The organism is Streptomyces sp. NPDC058796, assembly GCF_042745235.1.
In the GTDB taxonomy this organism is placed as follows: Bacteria; Actinomycetota; Actinomycetes; order Streptomycetales; family Streptomycetaceae; genus Streptomyces.
Genome location: NZ_JBHYOP010000004.1, coordinates 450,580 through 464,740, shown reverse-complemented (window position 1 = coordinate 464,740; position 14,161 = coordinate 450,580). Strand labels below are relative to the sequence as shown.

Here is a 14,161-nt window from a genome sequence, read left to right as displayed (position 1 = left end):
CGGACGACGGCGAGCCGGGTTGGAGCACACATGAACCACCTCACCCACCTGAACCGCTACGAAGACCGCCGCGCCCTGGTCACCGGCGCCGGATCGGGCATAGGCCAGGCCACCGTCCTGCGACTGCTGGCGGAGGGCGGCACCGTCGTGGCCGCGGACGTCAGCGAGAAGGGCCTGAAGGACACCTTCGAGAAGGCGGCCGGCCACTGTCACACGGACCGGCTCACCACCCTCGTCGTCGACATCGCCGACGAGACCTCCGTGCGCGAGGGCGTCCAGGCCGCCACGGACGCCCTCGGCGGCCTGGACGTCCTCGTCAACGCCGCCGGCATCCTGCGCTCCTCGCACACCGAGCAGACCAGCCTCGCGGACTTCACCCGCGTCCTGACGGTGAACCTCGTCGGCACCTTCCTGGTGATCCGCGAGGCGATTCCTGCGCTCCTGGAGGGCCGGGACGCGGCCGTGGTCAATTTCAGCTCCACCTCGGCGGCGTTCGCCCACCCGTACATGGCGGCCTACGCGGCGAGCAAGGGCGGCATCCAGTCCATGACCCACGCCCTGGCCGCCGAGTACGCGGGGCGCGGCATCCGCTTCACGGCCGTGCAGCCGGGATCCATCGCCTCCGGCATGACGGACGGCAGCGGGGCCAGCGGGCAGAGCGCCGGTCCCGGGCTGCCCGAGGACGCCGACATGAGCCTCTTCGCGAAGCTCTCGCCCGCCCTCGGCCAGGGCTTCGCCGGCCCGGAGACCGTGGCGTCCGTGGTCGCGATGCTCGGCTCCGAGGACGGCCGGTTCATCACCGGCACCGAGATCCGGATCGACGGCGGCACCCACTTCTGACCTGCCCGCCTCTGGAAGGAGCACCCCCCATGCACGACCTGACCGGCAAGAACCTGATCATCACCGGCGGCGCCCGGGGCCTGGGCGCGGAGGCCGCCCGCCAGGCGGTCGCCGCCGGCGCACACGTCCTGATCACCGACGTCCTCGACGACGAGGGCGAGGCCACCGCCCGCGAACTCGGCGCCCGGGCCCGCTTCCTGCACCACGACGTGACCTCGGAGGAGGACTGGCGCCGGGCCGCCGACCTCGCGGTCGACGCGTTCGGGTCGCTGCACGGTCTGGTGAACAACGCCGGCATCTCGACCGGCTCCCTGCTGGAGTCGGAGTCCGTCGAGCACTTCCGCAAGGTGCTGGACATCAACCTCACGGGCGTCTTCATCGGCATGAAGACCGTGGTCCCCGCGCTGAAGGAGGCCGGCGGCGGATCGATCGTCAACATCTCGTCCGCGGCGGGTCTGATGGGCCTCGCCCTCACGGCGGGCTACGGCGCCTCCAAGTGGGGCGTGCGCGGACTGACGAAGATCGGCGCCGTGGAACTGGGCACCGCCCGCATCCGCGTCAACTCCGTCCACCCGGGGATGACGTACACCCCGATGACCGCGGCCGTCGGCATCGAGCGGGGCGAGGGGAAGTACCCCAACACGCCCATGGGCCGGGTGGGCGAGGCCCACGAGATCGCCGGCGCGGTCGTCTTCCTGCTCTCGGACGCCGCGTCCTACGTCACCGGCGCGGAACTGGCGGTGGACGGCGGCTGGACCACCGGCCCGACCGTGGCGTACGTCATGGGGCAGTGAGCGTCAGTCTCAAACTGCCGAAGACGCGGTCCACCGGGTTCACCATGGCCGAATCGTGATCAACTTCGCCGCAACCCCGGACCTCGGCTGCGGGTCTCCTGGGTGCGCGTATACGGAACGCGCGCTTCACATTCTGTGGGGGGACGTCATGGAAGAGGAACCAGGGAGACCCGCGGTACCCGCCGGGCCGGCGGCGCCGGACGAGGACGTGCCGCCGGCCGGTGGCCCTTCCTCGCCCGTCGAGGAGCCCGTACGCCCCCGGAGGCGCGGGCGTACGGCACTGCTCATGGGTGCCGCCACCGTGTTGGGACTGGTCGTCGGCGCCTGCGCCGGAGTGATCGTGCAGGCGGGCCGGGAGCCGACGAAGCTGCCGCCGCTGTCGCAGGCCGCGCTCGCGCCCAGCACCGGGAAGGCGCCGAAGCCGCTGCCCGCCGGCCAGGACCGCCAGGTGCGCACCGAGGGCGACCTGCGTGACCTGCTGCTGGAGAAGCCGCGCGGGGCGGAGGAGTTCGACTGGCTGAAGGGCTCCGACGGCTGGATGGGCCTGGCGGGCTACACCACGACCTTCGGGAATCCGCAGGTTGCGTACGAGTATCTGCTCCGCAACGAGTTCCGCCGGGCCGCCGTCACCGGCTGGGAGGTCGGCGAGACGTACTCCGTGGAGATCCGGCTGATCCAGTACCGGCAGGAAGAGGTCCTCGGCGCCGCCGAGGCCAACGCGAAAGGCCAGTTCTCCGCAGGCCGAAACGGCGTCGGCGACTGGAGCATCCCGGGCACGGGGGACGGCCGCGTGTACGTCTATGACGAGCCTGTCCCCGGCCTCGACGCCTCGCAGTTCCCTTACCGGGCGGTAGCGCACGCCCGGCGGGGCGACATCGCCGTTCAGATCTGGGTGAGCGGTGCCAAGCGGATCGACAGGAAGATGATCCTGGACCTGGCCGAGCAGCAGATGGGGCGGCTGTGAACGAGCACCGGAACGATGACCCGTCCACGGTCGAGCCCACCGAACCGCCCTCTCCCGCCCCCGGACGCCGAGGCCGCCGCCGGACCGCCGCCGTCACCGGAGCGCTCCTGCTGACCGGCGCCGTCGTCGGCGCCGTCGCGTGGACCGCTGTGGCCGTCGCGGACGCCGACCGCGATCCGGGTGCCCCTTCCTGGGCGCGTCCCCAGCCCACCGAGGACCGGACGGCGGCGGCGGCCGAGCCGGGCAGTCTGGCCTGGACCCTGGTGCCGTACCGGCCCGACAACTGGCGGCGCGGCCCCGACCTGGGCGAGTTCGGCTCGGACGCCGTGCTGAACGGAGACCGGACGGCCGCCCTGTTCAAGGAGTCGCTGGCCGGCCTGCCCCGAACCGAGCGCAAAGAGCTGGAGAAGGAGATCGACCGCCGGCGCGTCAAGGAGATGGCGATGCGCAGCTACGCCTTCACCATGGGGGAGAACGCCAACCGTGTGGCGGGCGCCGCCACCATGACGATCGTCCTGGCCCGGATGGAGGACCAGGCCGCGGCCAGTTCCGTGACGACGGGCCGGAACGGGCTTCTGGACGCCCTCGACATCTTCCTCGAGGGCCCCGAGATCGAAGGCTACGAGAACGCCGCCTGCTATCGCTCGCCTTCCGGCTCCGGCTCCGGCTCCGGCTCCGGCTCCGGCGACGACGAGGAGCTCGACAGGATGTTCTGCTCCGCCTCCACGGGAGACATCGCGGTCGTCGCCACCGCCGAGGGAGCGCAGCCGTTCGACGCCGACGGTGTCGCCGCGCTGTTGAAGGACCAGTTGGACCGCATCGTCGAACCCGGGGAGTCCGTGTGACCGAGCAGATCACCCCGCCGGCCCCCACCCCCCTGCCGCCCCTGCCGGACGCCCCGCCGCCCGGCGCCCCGGCTCCGTCGGGCAAGAACCGCCGGGTCCTGCGCGCCGTGCTGCGCTGGACCGCCGCCGTCGCCGTCTTCGCCGCGGTCGGATCGGCCACGGCGTACGGCATCACCCGGATGGACCGGACGGATGTGCCAGGGCTCGCGACCGCGTCGGACGGGCGCTGGAAGTACCCGACGCTCACCGCGGCGCCGCTGCCGTCCGGCAGCCCGGGGCCGTTCGCCGAGGGGAACGCGGCCGGTGCCCACTACGCCGATCTGCGGGCCCTGGTCCTGCCGGCGCCCGACGGGGCGACACTGGACCCGGCTCTGCGCGGCACGGACGGCTGGCTGGCGACGGAGACGTTCCTCGCGGAGTACGAGGAGGAGTCCGACCGTGAAGCACTGCGGCTGAAGATCGTCGACGCGGGGCTGCGTCACATCGCGGCACGCGGCTGGACCACCGAGGACGGGACGCACACGCGAATCTACCTGCTCCAGTTCGGTACGGCGGCCGTCGTGGACGACCTGCACACCATGCAGCTGGCGCCGTACGACAGCCCGGTCTACGCCGTGCGGGGCGCGGACACGGTGGAACCCGACGAGGACTTCCCGGAGGCCGCCGAGTCCGACGACGTGATCACCGCCGTCTTCACCGAACCCGATCCCTACGGCGGCGAACAGGTCCGCGAGGCGTACCTCGGCGCCGGCGACGTCCTGGCGGTAGTGCTGCAGAGCCGCGCGGGCGGGGCGGCCGAGGTGCCGTTCCAGCAGACCGTGGCCCTGCAGACCCGGTTGCTTCTCTGACGGAAGTGTGAACACTTCGCCCGCGGGTGTCCTCGGGGTGCTCGGATGAGCAGTCTGAGGACACTCGGGTGCTGAGTGTTCACGCTTTCTGGGAGCGGGTCAGTAGACCAGGGCCTGGGTGTCGTCGGCCAGGGCCTCCTGCACGAAGACCTGGGCGCCCGCGATCCGCACGCCCTCGATGACGTCCTTCTCGGTCAGGTCGCGCCGGGCCGCGCACTGGGTGCACAGCGTCACCCGGCCACCCGCCAGAAGCGAGTCGAGCAGGTCGGGCAGCGGCGCGGCGTGCGGCAGCTCGAACTCGGCCGCGCGCCCCGGCACCGCGAACCAGGCGGACTCCCCGGTCAGCCACAGCGACACGTCGACCCCGCTGGCCACGGCCACCGCCGCCACCGTGAACGCCTGCGAGCAGCGCTCGGGGGCATCGGCCCCCGCCGTCACCTTGATCACGAGCTTCTTCGCCATGCCGGAAGCGTAGCCCTCGCGGGCGGCTTCAGACCGCGAAGGCGATCGTCACCAGCAGCGTCGCCACGCTGAGCACGCGGCCTCGGCGGGTGGTCCGGGTGGAACGGGGGCATCGCGAAACCGGGCGAGAGGGGCGTCCGGTCGAGCCGGGGCGACAGCCGCTGGGCCCGTCGGCACTCCTCGTAGGGCAGACCGCCTTCGTACGTCATCCGTCGTGCTCCGCCCGCTGGTGCTGGCGCAGCAGGACGTTCGCGTCCGTCACCGCGCTGTGGTCGCGTTCCGTGCGCGCCGCCTCCCGCCGGTCGTCCAGCCGGGCGCAGGCCGCGCAGCCGGGGACCGGCGCCGGGGGCCGGTCCAGGTCGCCGGGGTCCGGGGGCGCGGTACGCGCGCGGTCGTTCGCGGCGCGCACGCCCGCACTGAGGCGTTCGCGGTCGGTCGCCGGCCGCAGCGATGCCGGTTCCGCCTCCCACTCCCGGCCGCCGCCGAGGGGACGGAGCAGCGCGCGGGGCCCGGACCGGCCCTGGTATGCGCCGACCTTCGCGGCGGCCGGGTCGTACAGCACGGCACCGAGCTGGAAGGTGGCCGGTCCTGTTTTCACGGGTTCGCTCCCTTACGTCAACATCTATACGGAATGCGACAGTTGCCCTACTCTGTGTAGCAGTGGGCAGTTACGAGCATGTCCCACGGCGGGGGTCGCCAAGCCCGGAACGGCCGCTAGTGCCACAACGGGCGCTCCAAATTCCACAAATTCCACAGCCGGGAGGGGTGCGGTGCCGCAGCGGAGGGCGATCACGGGTCGCAGTCAGGAACCGAGGGCACGGTTCGCGGAGGAGCTGCGGCTGCTCCGGCAGGGGCGGGGTGTGTCCCTGCGGGGCATGGCGGAGGCGGTGGGCTGGGACGCGTCCCAGTTCGGAAAGATGGAGAACGGCCACACGCTGGGCGGCCCGGAGATCGTCGAGGCGCTGGACCAGTACTACGGCACGAACGGAATGCTGCTCACGCTGTGGGAGCTGGCGGTGGCCGATCCCACGCAGTTCAAGGAGCGGTACCGCCGGTACATGGTCCTTGAGGCCGAGGCGGTGAGTATGTGGCAGTACTCGCCGAGCATCGTTCACGGGTTGCTTCAGACGCCTGAGTACGCGGCCGAGTTGCTCAAGGAGGGTGGGCTTGCCGGAGCGGAGCTGGAAGCCCAGGTGGCGGCACGTGTAGGACGACGTGAGCTGTTGCTGGCACCCGGCGGTCCGCAGTTCCGCACGATCCTCTCCGAGACGGTGCTGCGTAGTCCGTTGCGCGACCGGGATGAGTGGCGGGCGCAACTGAGCCATCTCGCCGCGATGGGGGAGCGCGCCAACGTCATCGTCCAGGTGCTGCCTTGGACGGCCGGGCTGCACGGGCTGACGAACACCGACGTCATGTTTCTACGGGGCCGCGGGGGCCGGACCGTCGCCTGGGTCGAGACCGGCTACTCAGGCGAACTGGTCCAAGAAACCACGCCCGTCGAACAGCTCCAGCTCCGATACGATCGGGTACGCGATCTGGCTCTGTCTCCAGAGGGATCGCGGCAGTTCATCGGGCGGATGTTGGAGGAAGCGTCATGCGAGTCATCGACCTGAGCAACATCACGTGGCGCAAGAGCAGCTACAGCAACCAGGACGGCGGCGCCTGCGTCGAGGTCTCCGACAACCTCCCCTCCCTCGTCCCCGTCCGGGACAGCAAGGACCCCTCCCGCGGAGCGCTCCTCTTCACCGCGCCCGCGTGGGCCGCCTTCGTGGGCGGAGTCCGACGGGAAGCGGCCGGAAGGGCCGCGTAAGCTGGGGGCGGCCCTGTCGTATGCCCCCCGCTCAAGGAGCACCCCGTGGAGATCTTCTTCGAAGCCCTGCTGGTCCTGGTCTGCGTCGGCGTCCTCGCCTTCGCCGGTCTGACCGTGAAGAAGCTGTACCAGGGCCAGCGCTGATCACCGACGCCAGGAAGTACCCCTCATGATCGAGATCCCGTCCGACCTCCACAAGGACCTCGTCCCCCTCGCCTTCCTCCTCGGGAACTGGGCGGGCGCGGGCGTGCACGACTTCCCCGGCGCCGAGAAGTGCAACTTCGGCCAGGAGGTCTCCTTCACCCACGACGGGCGGGACTTCCTGGAGTACCAGTCGCACACCTGGGTGCTGGACAACGACGGCAACAAGGTCCGCCCGCTGGAGTCCGAGCACGGCTTCTGGCGCATCGACGCCAACCGCAAGGTCGAGGTGACGATGACGCGCGACGACGGCGTCATCGAGATCTGGTACGGCGAGATGGCCGAGCAGAAGCCGCAGATCGACCTGGTGACGGACGCGGTGGCCCGCACGGCGGCCTCTCAGCCCTACACCGGCGGCAAGCGGCTCTACGGCTACGTCAAGAGCGACCTGATGTGGGTCGGCGAGAAGCAGACCCCGGAGGTCGAGCTGCGCCCCTACATGTCGGCGCACCTGAAGAAGGTCGTCACCCCGGAGGACGTCGAGCGCTGGGCCAAGGCCCTCCCGGACGACATGCCCGACGACGGGATCGCTTTCTTCAAGTAGTCCTAGACTCAGGGGTGTGGTGAGCACCGACTGGAAGAGCGACCTCAGGCAGCGCGGCTACCGGCTGACCCCGCAGCGGCAGCTGGTGCTCGAAGCCGTCGACACCCTGGAACACGCGACCCCCGACGACATCCTCGGCGAAGTGCGGAAGACGGCGTCGGGGGTGAACATCTCCACGGTGTACCGCACGCTGGAGCTCCTGGAGGAGCTGGGGCTGGTCAGCCACGCCCACCTGGGGCACGGGGCGCCCACCTACCACCTGGCCGACCGGCACCACCACATCCACCTGGTGTGCCGGGACTGCACGAACGTGATCGAGGCCGATCTGTCGGTGGCCGCCGAGTTCACCGCCAAGCTGCGGCGGCAGTTCGGCTTCGACACCGACATGAAGCACTTCGCGATCTTCGGCCGGTGCGAGGACTGCTCCCTGAAGGCTTCAACTACCGAGTCGTAGGCTAGGGCGTATGAAGAGCCCTCTGCTGTCCCTGCCCGGCGCCGTCCCCGCCGAGGGCGTGGACGAAGGCGTCGCCGCCCACTACGGCGACCTGTTCCGCGAGCAGCGTGCCCTCGCCGACGGCACCGGATTCGTCGACCTCTCCCACCGCGGCGTCGTCACCGTCACCGGCGACGACCGGCTGAGCTGGCTGCACCTGCTGCTCACCCAGCACGTCAGCGAGCTGCCCGCCGGACAGGCCACCGAGGCGCTGATCCTCTCCGCCAACGGCCACATCGAGCACGCCCTGTACCTGGTCGACGACGGCACGACCACCTGGGCCCACGTGGAGCCCGGCAGCCAGGAGGCGCTGATCGCCTACCTGGAGTCGATGAAGTTCTTCTACCGGGTCGAGGTCGCCGACCGCACCGCCGACACCGCGGTCGTGCACCTGCCGGCGGGGTCGATCGCCGAGGTCCCCGAGGGCGCCGCCGTCCGCGAGACGCCGTACGGCCGTGATCTCTTCCTGCCGAGGGAGGAGCTGGAGGCGTTCGCGGCACAGGCCGGGCCGCCGGCCGGGATCCTCGCCCACGAGGCGCTGCGGGTCGAGCAGCACCGCCCGCGGCTCGGCTTCGAGACCGACCACCGGACCATCCCGCACGAGCTGGGCTGGATCGGGACCGCCGTGCACCTCCAGAAGGGCTGCTACCGGGGGCAGGAGACCGTCGCCCGGGTGCAGAACCTGGGCAAGCCGCCGCGCCGGCTGGTCTTCCTGCACCTGGACGGCAGCGAGGTCCACCTGCCGCCGAGCGGGTCGGAGGTGCGGCTCGCGGACGACGGTCCGGACGGCCGGAAGATCGGGTTCGTCACCACGTCCGTACGCCACCACGAGCTGGGCCCGGTCGCCCTCGCCCTGGTGAAGCGGAACGTGCCGGTGGACGCCCGGCTGGTGGCCGAGGACACGGCCGCCGCCCAGGAGACGGTCGTCGAGCCGTAGGACGCCGTCTCAGACCTCGACGAGGACCGTGAACGGGCCGTCGTTCGTGAGCGACACCCGCATCTGCGCGCCGAAGCGGCCCGTGGCCACCGTCGCGCCCAGCGCGCGCAGCCGCGCGACGACCTCGTCGACCAGGGGTTCGGCCACGTCACCCGGGGCGGCGGCGTTCCAGGTGGGGCGGCGGCCCTTGCGGGCGTCGCCGTAAAGGGTGAACTGGCTGATCACCAGGAGCGGTGCGTCGACGTCGCTGCACGACTTCTCGTCGTGCAGCACCCGCACCGACCAGAGCTTGCGGGCGAGCTGCGCCGCCTTCTCCTCGGTGTCGTCGTGGGTGACACCGACCAGGACGCACAGACCCTCGCCCTCGATCGCCCCCACGGTCTCGCCGTCCACCACGACGCTCGCGCCGTCCACCCGCTGTACCACTGCACGCATCCCGTCATGATGCCGTGCGCCCCCAGGGTGCGGGCGGGCGGGCCCGTACGGGGTTTCTTTTCTCTCCCTAACCCCCCATCTGGGGCCGATCGGGGCCGATCGTGGGCACTCGGTCACATAACAACCACTTGGGGTGGCACGATGCTCCCAGACGCCGGTCGAGGGGACGGTAGAGGCACATGAGCACACCGAGTACGGGGCAGTCGCTTGGCACTGTCGCGTTGACATATCCGGGAGGCCTGGAGGCGCCCCGGCCGCCCGTGCAGCGCACGGACAGTCCGGAGCTGCCCGCGGACCTTCCCCCACCAGGCCCTTCGGGCACCGGGGGCACGGGGGACAAGGGGGCGCACGACCTGACCGCGCTGAGCCTGCCCGAGCTGCGCACGCTGCGCCGGGAGGCCCAGCGAGAGGAGGCCGATCTCAGCTACGTACGACGGCTGCTGCAGGGGCGGATCGACATCCTGCGCGCGGAGCTGGCGCGGCGCGGTCCGGGCCCGTCGTCGTCCGTGGTCACCACCGCGGCGACGGGGTCCGTCGTCGAGCGGTTGTCCGAAATCCTGGCGGACGCCCCGGCGCGGCAGCGGTCCTCCGCACGGCATGTGACGCTCGCCACCCCGCGCAGCGAGGAGTGCCGGCGGCTGGCCGCGGAGATGCTGGGCGAGGTGGAGCTGTCCGACCTGACGGCCCGCACCGACGCGGAGCTGACCGGCGGGATGGGCCGGCTCGTCCGGTACGAGCGGCAGATCTCCCGGCGCAGGCAGCGGCTCCAGCGGACAGCCGACGACTGCAGCGGGGAGATCGCACGCCGGTACCGTGAAGGGGAAGCACAAGTCGACGACCTGCTCGTGTGACGTGAGGGGCGGCCGGTCCGGCCGCCCACCGGAGGTCCGGTGATCCCGGGCCGTCGCCGCGCGGCGGGTCACCCGTCCGGAAGGCCCACCGCCGATGTCCGCGCCCCAGCCGCACCAGTCGTCCCAGCCCGCCCCCACGTCCGCCCTGTCGCCCGTCGTGCCGCCCGTTCTCGCCGAGGTCGTCCGGTCCGGGTTCGTCGAAGGGCGGCACCGGGGCAGTCTCGTCGTCCTGGCCGCGGACGGGGCCGTGGAGCTGGCGCTGGGGGAGGTGACGGAGCCGGTCTTCCCGCGGTCCGCCAACAAGCCGATGCAGGCGGCCGGCGTCCTGCGGGCCGGCCTGGACCTCGCCGGGGAGCGGTTGGCGCTGGCCGCCGCGAGCCACTCCGGAGAATCGTTTCACCGCGACCTGGTCCGCAAGATGCTCGACGAGCACGGCCTGGACCCGGCCCTGCTCCAGTGCCCGCCCGACCTGCCGCTGGACCCCGAGGAGCGGGACACGTACCTGACCTCGGGCGCGGCCGCCGACCGCGTCACCATGAACTGCTCCGGCAAGCACACCGCGATGCTGGCGGTCTGCGCCGAGCGGGGCTGGCCGCAGGAGACGTACCTCGACCCGGAGCACCCGCTCCAGCGGATCATCCACAGGGTTGTGGAGGACGCGGCGGGCGAGCCGGTCGCCGCCGTCGGCACGGACGGGTGCGGGGCGCCCCTGATGGCGATCAGCCTGGTGGGGCTGGCCCGCGCCTTCCGCTCCTTCGTCGCCGCCGAGCCGGGCTCGGCGGAGCGCCGGGTCGCCGACGCGATGCGCGCCCACCCCGAGTACGTCGCCGGCACCCGGCGCGCCGACACCTGGCTGATGCGCGAGGTGCCCGGGACCCTCTCCAAGATGGGCGCCGAGGCCGTCCAGGCCGTCGCCCTGCCGGACGGCCGCGCCCTGGCCTTCAAGGTCGAGGACGGCGCGACCCGCGCCCTCGGCCCGGTCCTGGCCCGCGCCCTGACGCTGATGGGGGTGGAGAGCCCCGTGGTCGAGCGCATCGGCCGCACGCCGCTGCTGGGCGGCGGGCGCGAGGTGGGGGAGATCCGAGCGGCCTTCTGACCAGCCCGGGGGCCCGCGCACGGGACCCGCAAATCCCCGCGACGCGGGCGGGGGGACCGGCCTACCGTGAGCCCATGACCAGCAGCACCGACGTAGACGTACGTCCCATCACCGAAGCCGAGTACGCCGACTGGAACCGGGCACTGAACACGGGGTTCCTGCGACCGCCCGCCGTCACCGCGGAACAGCTGGAGGCCCGCCGCGTCGATTTCGTGCCCGGCAGGCTCCTCGGCGCCTTCGACGGCGCCCGGTGCGTGGCGACCTTCCGGTCCTTCGACCAGGAGGTCACCGCCGTCGGCGGCGCCCCGGTCCAGGCCGACGCGATCTCCAACGTGACCGTCACCGCGACCCACCGCCGCCGCGGCCTGCTGACCCGGATGATGGCGCAGGACCTGGCCGCCGCGAAGGACCGCGGGGACGTCGTCGCGACCCTGATCGCGGCCGAGTACCCGATCTACGGCCGCTACGGCTTCGGCCCCGCCACCACCATGACCGAGTGGACCGTCGACGTCCCCCGCGCCGGACTCGACCCCCGCTGGGCGGCCCCGGAGGACGGCGGGCGGATCGACCTCGTGGACGGCGAGGACGTCCGCAAGCTCGGCCCCGAACTGCACGAGCGGCTGCGCCGGGCCCAGCCGGGCGCCGTGAGCCGGACCGAGCTGTGGTGGCAGATCCGGACGGGTGCCGTCAACTGGAGCGGCACCCCGTGGACCGAGCCCTACTACGCCCTGTACCGCTCGGCGGACGGCGAGGTGGAGGGCCTGGTCTGCTACCGGAGCGACGACCACTGGGGCGACGGCAAGCAGCCGCTGAACACGGCGACCGTCGACTGGCTGATCGCCGTCACCCCGGCCGCCGAGCGCGCGCTGTGGCGCTACCTGTGCTCGATCGACTGGATCACGACCGTCAAGAGCGGCTGGCGCGCCCCCGACGACCTGCTCCCGCACCTCCTGCCCGACCCGCGCGCGGCCAGGATCACCACCCAGGCGGACTGGCTGTGGGTACGGATCCTGGACGTCGTACGGGCGTTGGAGGCGCGCGCGTACGAGGGGCGGGGGTCGCTGGTGCTGGAGGTCGCGGACCGGGCGGGGCTGACCGGTGGGCGGTGGCGGCTGGACGCGGGGCCGGACGGGGCCTCCTGCACGCCGACCACCGAGAGCGCCCACCTCGTGCTCGACGCGGGGGAGCTGGCGGCGCTGTGGCTCGGGGACGAGTCGGCCGTGCGGCTGGCCGCGCTCGGGCGGGTCCGGGAAGAACGAGCGGGCGCCGCCCGTGTGGCCGACGCCCTGCTGCGTACGTCCAGGCGGCCCTGGTGCCCGGACCTGTTCTGAGGCGGCTCCCTTCTGCCGGTGACGGTGGGTGTGCGCATCCGTAGCGCTCTTCGGTTGTGGTTGTCGTGCCGCTGTTCGGTTGTGGTTGTGGTTGTCGTGCGTGGTGCGACTGCCCGTCCGGGTCCCCGGCTCCCCTCCGGAACGGGGGCCCGGACAGCAGTGGGCCGGGTCAGCCGGACTGTGCGAGCAGCATCACGAGGATCACCGCGCCCACACCGCCGATCATGGTGTTCTTCGCCTTGATGCCGATGGACAGCGCGACGAACGCGATGACGCCCATCGGCCCGTACTTCGACTGCACGAGCTGCTCGAACCCGATGGCCAGAGCGGCGACGACGATGGCGATGAGCGGCATGGTGGACCCCCTGTTCACCGTGGCGGCCAACCCTCTGAAGGTTTGACCACGTTGCTCAAGTTGGCTGCCAACTTCACTGTAGTTATCTCCGCTTGGGTGCGTCTCATAACCACCTTCCGGTGAACTGCCCAAAGATGGCGAGAAGTTGTAGTGTTTGGTCGTGGAGCCGGAACACGTCCTCGTCGACGGCCTCAAGGGACCGCGGCGGCCGCAGAGGACACACCGCGAGGTGGCCGACGAGCTGCGCGCCCGGATCAGGTCCGGTCGGCTGCGGGCGGGCCAGCGCATGCCCACCCAGGCCCAGTTGGCCGACGAGTTCGGGGTGGAGCGCGGCACCGTCCGCCAGGCCCTGCGCATCCTCCAGTCGGAGCGCCTGCTCACCAATGTGTCCAAGGGGAGCCCGGCGACCGTCGCGCCCGATCCGGACGCGGCCCTGACCGGCCCGGCCGCCCTGCCCGCGCCCACCACGGTCGCCCTCGCGCCCCGCATCGCCGAGGCCTTCGCGTCCCCGCACGTGGAGATCGACGCCCTGTGCCTGACCTCGGTCTCCCTCACCCTCGCCCTCGGCGAACCCCTGCGCCAGATCCACGCGGGGCGGCGGAAACCGGCCAAGATCGACGTACGCGTGCTGCTGCCGGGCCGGAACATCGACCTGGCCTTCCCCGTGGCGGTGGCCGGCCGAGGGGACGACGACGCGGTGCACGAGCGGTGGCTGGCCATGCGCAACGCCCAGGGGCAGGTGCTCCAGCACAACCTGCTGGGCCTGCGGGCCACGCACGGCATCGACGTCAGCGTCTCCTTCCGCGCGCTGCCCTTCACGCCGCCGGTGAAGCTGTACCTGCTCAACGGCGCGGAGGCCCTCTTCGCGTACTACACCCTCAGCCGGCGTGAACACGAGATCGATCACGAGCCGATGGAGACGTACGACGTGGAGGGCATCCGTTCGACGCTGTTCGCGTTCGGGCAGGACGGGGGCGTGCGGGACGCGGTGTTCGTGAAGCAGTCGCGGCTGTGGTTCGACGCGCTGTGGGAGACGATCAGTTCGGAACTGCTGCTCACGACGTGATCACAGGGCGGGGCCCGCGACCAGGAGGGCCAGCACCACCGCTCCGGCGGAGCTGACGGACGGGCTCTTGGCCTTCACGCCCACGGTGAGCAGGAGCAGTCCGACGATGCCGGTGGCGCCGTACTTCCACTGGACGACCTGCTCGAGGGTGACGACGAGGATCGCGGAGACGAAAGCGAGGACGGGCACTGTCTTTCCCCCTTCGGAGGTTCGGGAAGAAGAACTTCCGCCAACTGACTAAAGTTGGCAACCAACTCCAACTAGGTTGTCCCCACTTGGCTACTACCTA

Annotated in this window: 19 protein-coding genes; 14 read left to right on the top strand and 5 right to left on the bottom strand. The window is 71.7% G+C overall.

What is annotated here, in order from left to right; all coding sequences use genetic code 11:
* Window positions 1–30 precede the first annotated feature (30 nt).
* From ACFW47_RS14010 to ACFW47_RS13990, 5 genes are all read left to right on the top strand, one after another.
* Window positions 31–840 carry an SDR family NAD(P)-dependent oxidoreductase gene (locus ACFW47_RS14010; RefSeq protein ID WP_386305911.1) on the top strand — a complete coding sequence of 270 codons (810 nt, stop codon included), beginning with the start codon at window positions 31–33 and terminating at the stop codon, window positions 838–840.
* Window positions 841–869: 29 nt separating this feature from the next.
* A complete protein-coding gene (locus ACFW47_RS14005) occupies window positions 870–1,634 on the top strand; it encodes a glucose 1-dehydrogenase (RefSeq protein WP_386280477.1) in 765 nt (254 codons plus the stop codon).
* 148 nt (window positions 1,635–1,782) lie between these two features.
* Window positions 1,783–2,598: a hypothetical protein gene (locus ACFW47_RS14000; RefSeq protein WP_386305910.1), complete on the top strand. Its 816-nt coding sequence runs from the start codon at window positions 1,783–1,785 to the stop codon at window positions 2,596–2,598.
* Window positions 2,595–3,443 carry a hypothetical protein gene (locus ACFW47_RS13995; RefSeq protein WP_386305909.1) on the top strand — a complete coding sequence of 283 codons (849 nt, stop codon included), beginning with the start codon at window positions 2,595–2,597 and terminating at the stop codon, window positions 3,441–3,443. Before ACFW47_RS14000 ends, ACFW47_RS13995 begins: the two co-directional genes overlap by 4 nt.
* Complete coding sequence (locus ACFW47_RS13990) at window positions 3,440–4,291, top strand: hypothetical protein (RefSeq protein ID WP_386280484.1); 852 nt, start codon at window positions 3,440–3,442, stop codon at window positions 4,289–4,291. Before ACFW47_RS13995 ends, ACFW47_RS13990 begins: the two co-directional genes overlap by 4 nt.
* 99 nt (window positions 4,292–4,390) lie before the next feature.
* On the opposite strand, the gene ACFW47_RS13985 is transcribed toward ACFW47_RS13990, so the two are convergent.
* Together ACFW47_RS13985 and ACFW47_RS13980 are read right to left on the bottom strand one after the other, a co-directional pair.
* Window positions 4,391–4,753, bottom strand: a complete 363-nt coding sequence (locus ACFW47_RS13985; RefSeq protein ID WP_003974797.1) for a DsrE family protein — start codon at window positions 4,751–4,753, stop codon at window positions 4,391–4,393.
* A 205-nt stretch (window positions 4,754–4,958) separates the two neighbouring features.
* Window positions 4,959–5,351: a hypothetical protein gene (locus ACFW47_RS13980; protein WP_386280486.1), complete on the bottom strand. Its 393-nt coding sequence runs from the start codon at window positions 5,349–5,351 to the stop codon at window positions 4,959–4,961.
* Window positions 5,352–5,523: 172 nt separating this feature from the next.
* On the opposite strand from ACFW47_RS13980, the gene ACFW47_RS13975 reads away from it, so the two are divergent.
* From ACFW47_RS13975 to ACFW47_RS13955, 5 genes are all read left to right on the top strand, one after another.
* Window positions 5,524–6,366, top strand: coding sequence for a helix-turn-helix domain-containing protein (locus tag ACFW47_RS13975; RefSeq protein ID WP_386280488.1), 843 nt, complete (start codon window positions 5,524–5,526; stop codon window positions 6,364–6,366).
* Window positions 6,348–6,563: a DUF397 domain-containing protein gene (locus ACFW47_RS13970; protein ID WP_386280490.1), complete on the top strand. Its 216-nt coding sequence runs from the start codon at window positions 6,348–6,350 to the stop codon at window positions 6,561–6,563. Before ACFW47_RS13975 ends, ACFW47_RS13970 begins: the two co-directional genes overlap by 19 nt.
* A gap of 169 nt (window positions 6,564–6,732) precedes the next feature.
* On the top strand, window positions 6,733–7,308 hold the full coding sequence (locus tag ACFW47_RS13965; protein WP_272586226.1) for an FABP family protein: 576 nt from the start codon (window positions 6,733–6,735) through the stop codon (window positions 7,306–7,308).
* Between the two features lie 16 nt (window positions 7,309–7,324).
* The gene (locus ACFW47_RS13960) at window positions 7,325–7,762 is read left to right on the top strand and encodes a Fur family transcriptional regulator (RefSeq protein WP_386280492.1); all 438 of its coding nucleotides are present in this window, start codon (window positions 7,325–7,327) and stop codon (window positions 7,760–7,762) included.
* 10 nt (window positions 7,763–7,772) lie between these two features.
* Complete coding sequence (locus tag ACFW47_RS13955; RefSeq protein ID WP_386280494.1) at window positions 7,773–8,738, top strand: YgfZ/GcvT domain-containing protein; 966 nt, start codon at window positions 7,773–7,775, stop codon at window positions 8,736–8,738.
* Between the two features lie 9 nt (window positions 8,739–8,747).
* Here ACFW47_RS13955 and dtd read toward each other — a convergent pair whose 3' ends face one another.
* Window positions 8,748–9,173 (bottom strand): D-aminoacyl-tRNA deacylase, encoded by a 426-nt coding sequence (dtd, locus tag ACFW47_RS13950; protein ID WP_073729726.1) that lies wholly within the window; start codon window positions 9,171–9,173, stop codon window positions 8,748–8,750.
* Between the two features lie 179 nt (window positions 9,174–9,352).
* Between dtd and ACFW47_RS13945 the strand changes: the two genes are divergently transcribed.
* The 3 genes from ACFW47_RS13945 to ACFW47_RS13935 all read left to right on the top strand — a co-directional run bounded on the left by ACFW47_RS13945 (window position 9,353) and on the right by ACFW47_RS13935 (window position 12,451).
* Window positions 9,353–10,024 (top strand): aerial mycelium formation protein, encoded by a 672-nt coding sequence (locus ACFW47_RS13945; RefSeq protein ID WP_386280496.1) that lies wholly within the window; start codon window positions 9,353–9,355, stop codon window positions 10,022–10,024.
* Between the two features lie 94 nt (window positions 10,025–10,118).
* Window positions 10,119–11,120 carry an asparaginase gene (locus ACFW47_RS13940; RefSeq protein WP_386280498.1) on the top strand — a complete coding sequence of 334 codons (1,002 nt, stop codon included), beginning with the start codon at window positions 10,119–10,121 and terminating at the stop codon, window positions 11,118–11,120.
* Between the two features lie 74 nt (window positions 11,121–11,194).
* Complete coding sequence (locus ACFW47_RS13935) at window positions 11,195–12,451, top strand: GNAT family N-acetyltransferase (protein ID WP_386280500.1); 1,257 nt, start codon at window positions 11,195–11,197, stop codon at window positions 12,449–12,451.
* 169 nt (window positions 12,452–12,620) lie between these two features.
* Here ACFW47_RS13935 and ACFW47_RS13930 read toward each other — a convergent pair whose 3' ends face one another.
* A complete protein-coding gene (locus ACFW47_RS13930) occupies window positions 12,621–12,806 on the bottom strand; it encodes a hypothetical protein (protein ID WP_386280502.1) in 186 nt (61 codons plus the stop codon).
* 154 nt (window positions 12,807–12,960) lie between these two features.
* Here ACFW47_RS13930 and ACFW47_RS13925 point away from each other — a divergent pair, with 154 nt between their 5' ends.
* Entirely contained in the window at window positions 12,961–13,872 is a 912-nt protein-coding gene (locus ACFW47_RS13925) for a FadR/GntR family transcriptional regulator (protein ID WP_384478428.1), read from the top strand.
* Here ACFW47_RS13925 and ACFW47_RS13920 read toward each other — a convergent pair whose 3' ends face one another.
* Window positions 13,873–14,061 carry a hypothetical protein gene (locus tag ACFW47_RS13920; RefSeq protein ID WP_386280504.1) on the bottom strand — a complete coding sequence of 63 codons (189 nt, stop codon included), beginning with the start codon at window positions 14,059–14,061 and terminating at the stop codon, window positions 13,873–13,875.
* Window positions 14,062–14,161 lie beyond the last annotated feature (100 nt).

Bases quoted from the DNA above. Each gene is read 5' to 3' on its own strand.
- ACFW47_RS13970 (WP_386280490.1), top strand. From the start codon at position 6,348: ATGCGAGTCATCGACCTGAGCAACATCACGTGGCGCAAGAGCAGCTAC.
- ACFW47_RS13945 (WP_386280496.1), top strand. From the start codon at position 9,353: ATGAGCACACCGAGTACGGGGCAGTCGCTTGGCACTGTCGCGTTGACA.
- ACFW47_RS13955 (WP_386280494.1), top strand. From the start codon at position 7,773: ATGAAGAGCCCTCTGCTGTCCCTGCCCGGCGCCGTCCCCGCCGAGGGC.
- ACFW47_RS14005 (WP_386280477.1), top strand. From the start codon at position 870: ATGCACGACCTGACCGGCAAGAACCTGATCATCACCGGCGGCGCCCGG.
- ACFW47_RS13935 (WP_386280500.1), top strand. From the start codon at position 11,195: ATGACCAGCAGCACCGACGTAGACGTACGTCCCATCACCGAAGCCGAG.
- ACFW47_RS13940 (WP_386280498.1), top strand. From the start codon at position 10,119: ATGTCCGCGCCCCAGCCGCACCAGTCGTCCCAGCCCGCCCCCACGTCC.
- ACFW47_RS14010 (WP_386305911.1), top strand. From the start codon at position 31: ATGAACCACCTCACCCACCTGAACCGCTACGAAGACCGCCGCGCCCTG.
- ACFW47_RS13965 (WP_272586226.1), top strand. From the start codon at position 6,733: ATGATCGAGATCCCGTCCGACCTCCACAAGGACCTCGTCCCCCTCGCC.
- dtd (WP_073729726.1), bottom strand. From the start codon at position 9,173: ATGCGTGCAGTGGTACAGCGGGTGGACGGCGCGAGCGTCGTGGTGGAC.
- ACFW47_RS13930 (WP_386280502.1), bottom strand. From the start codon at position 12,806: ATGCCGCTCATCGCCATCGTCGTCGCCGCTCTGGCCATCGGGTTCGAG.
- ACFW47_RS14000 (WP_386305910.1), top strand. From the start codon at position 1,783: ATGGAAGAGGAACCAGGGAGACCCGCGGTACCCGCCGGGCCGGCGGCG.
- ACFW47_RS13985 (WP_003974797.1), bottom strand. From the start codon at position 4,753: ATGGCGAAGAAGCTCGTGATCAAGGTGACGGCGGGGGCCGATGCCCCC.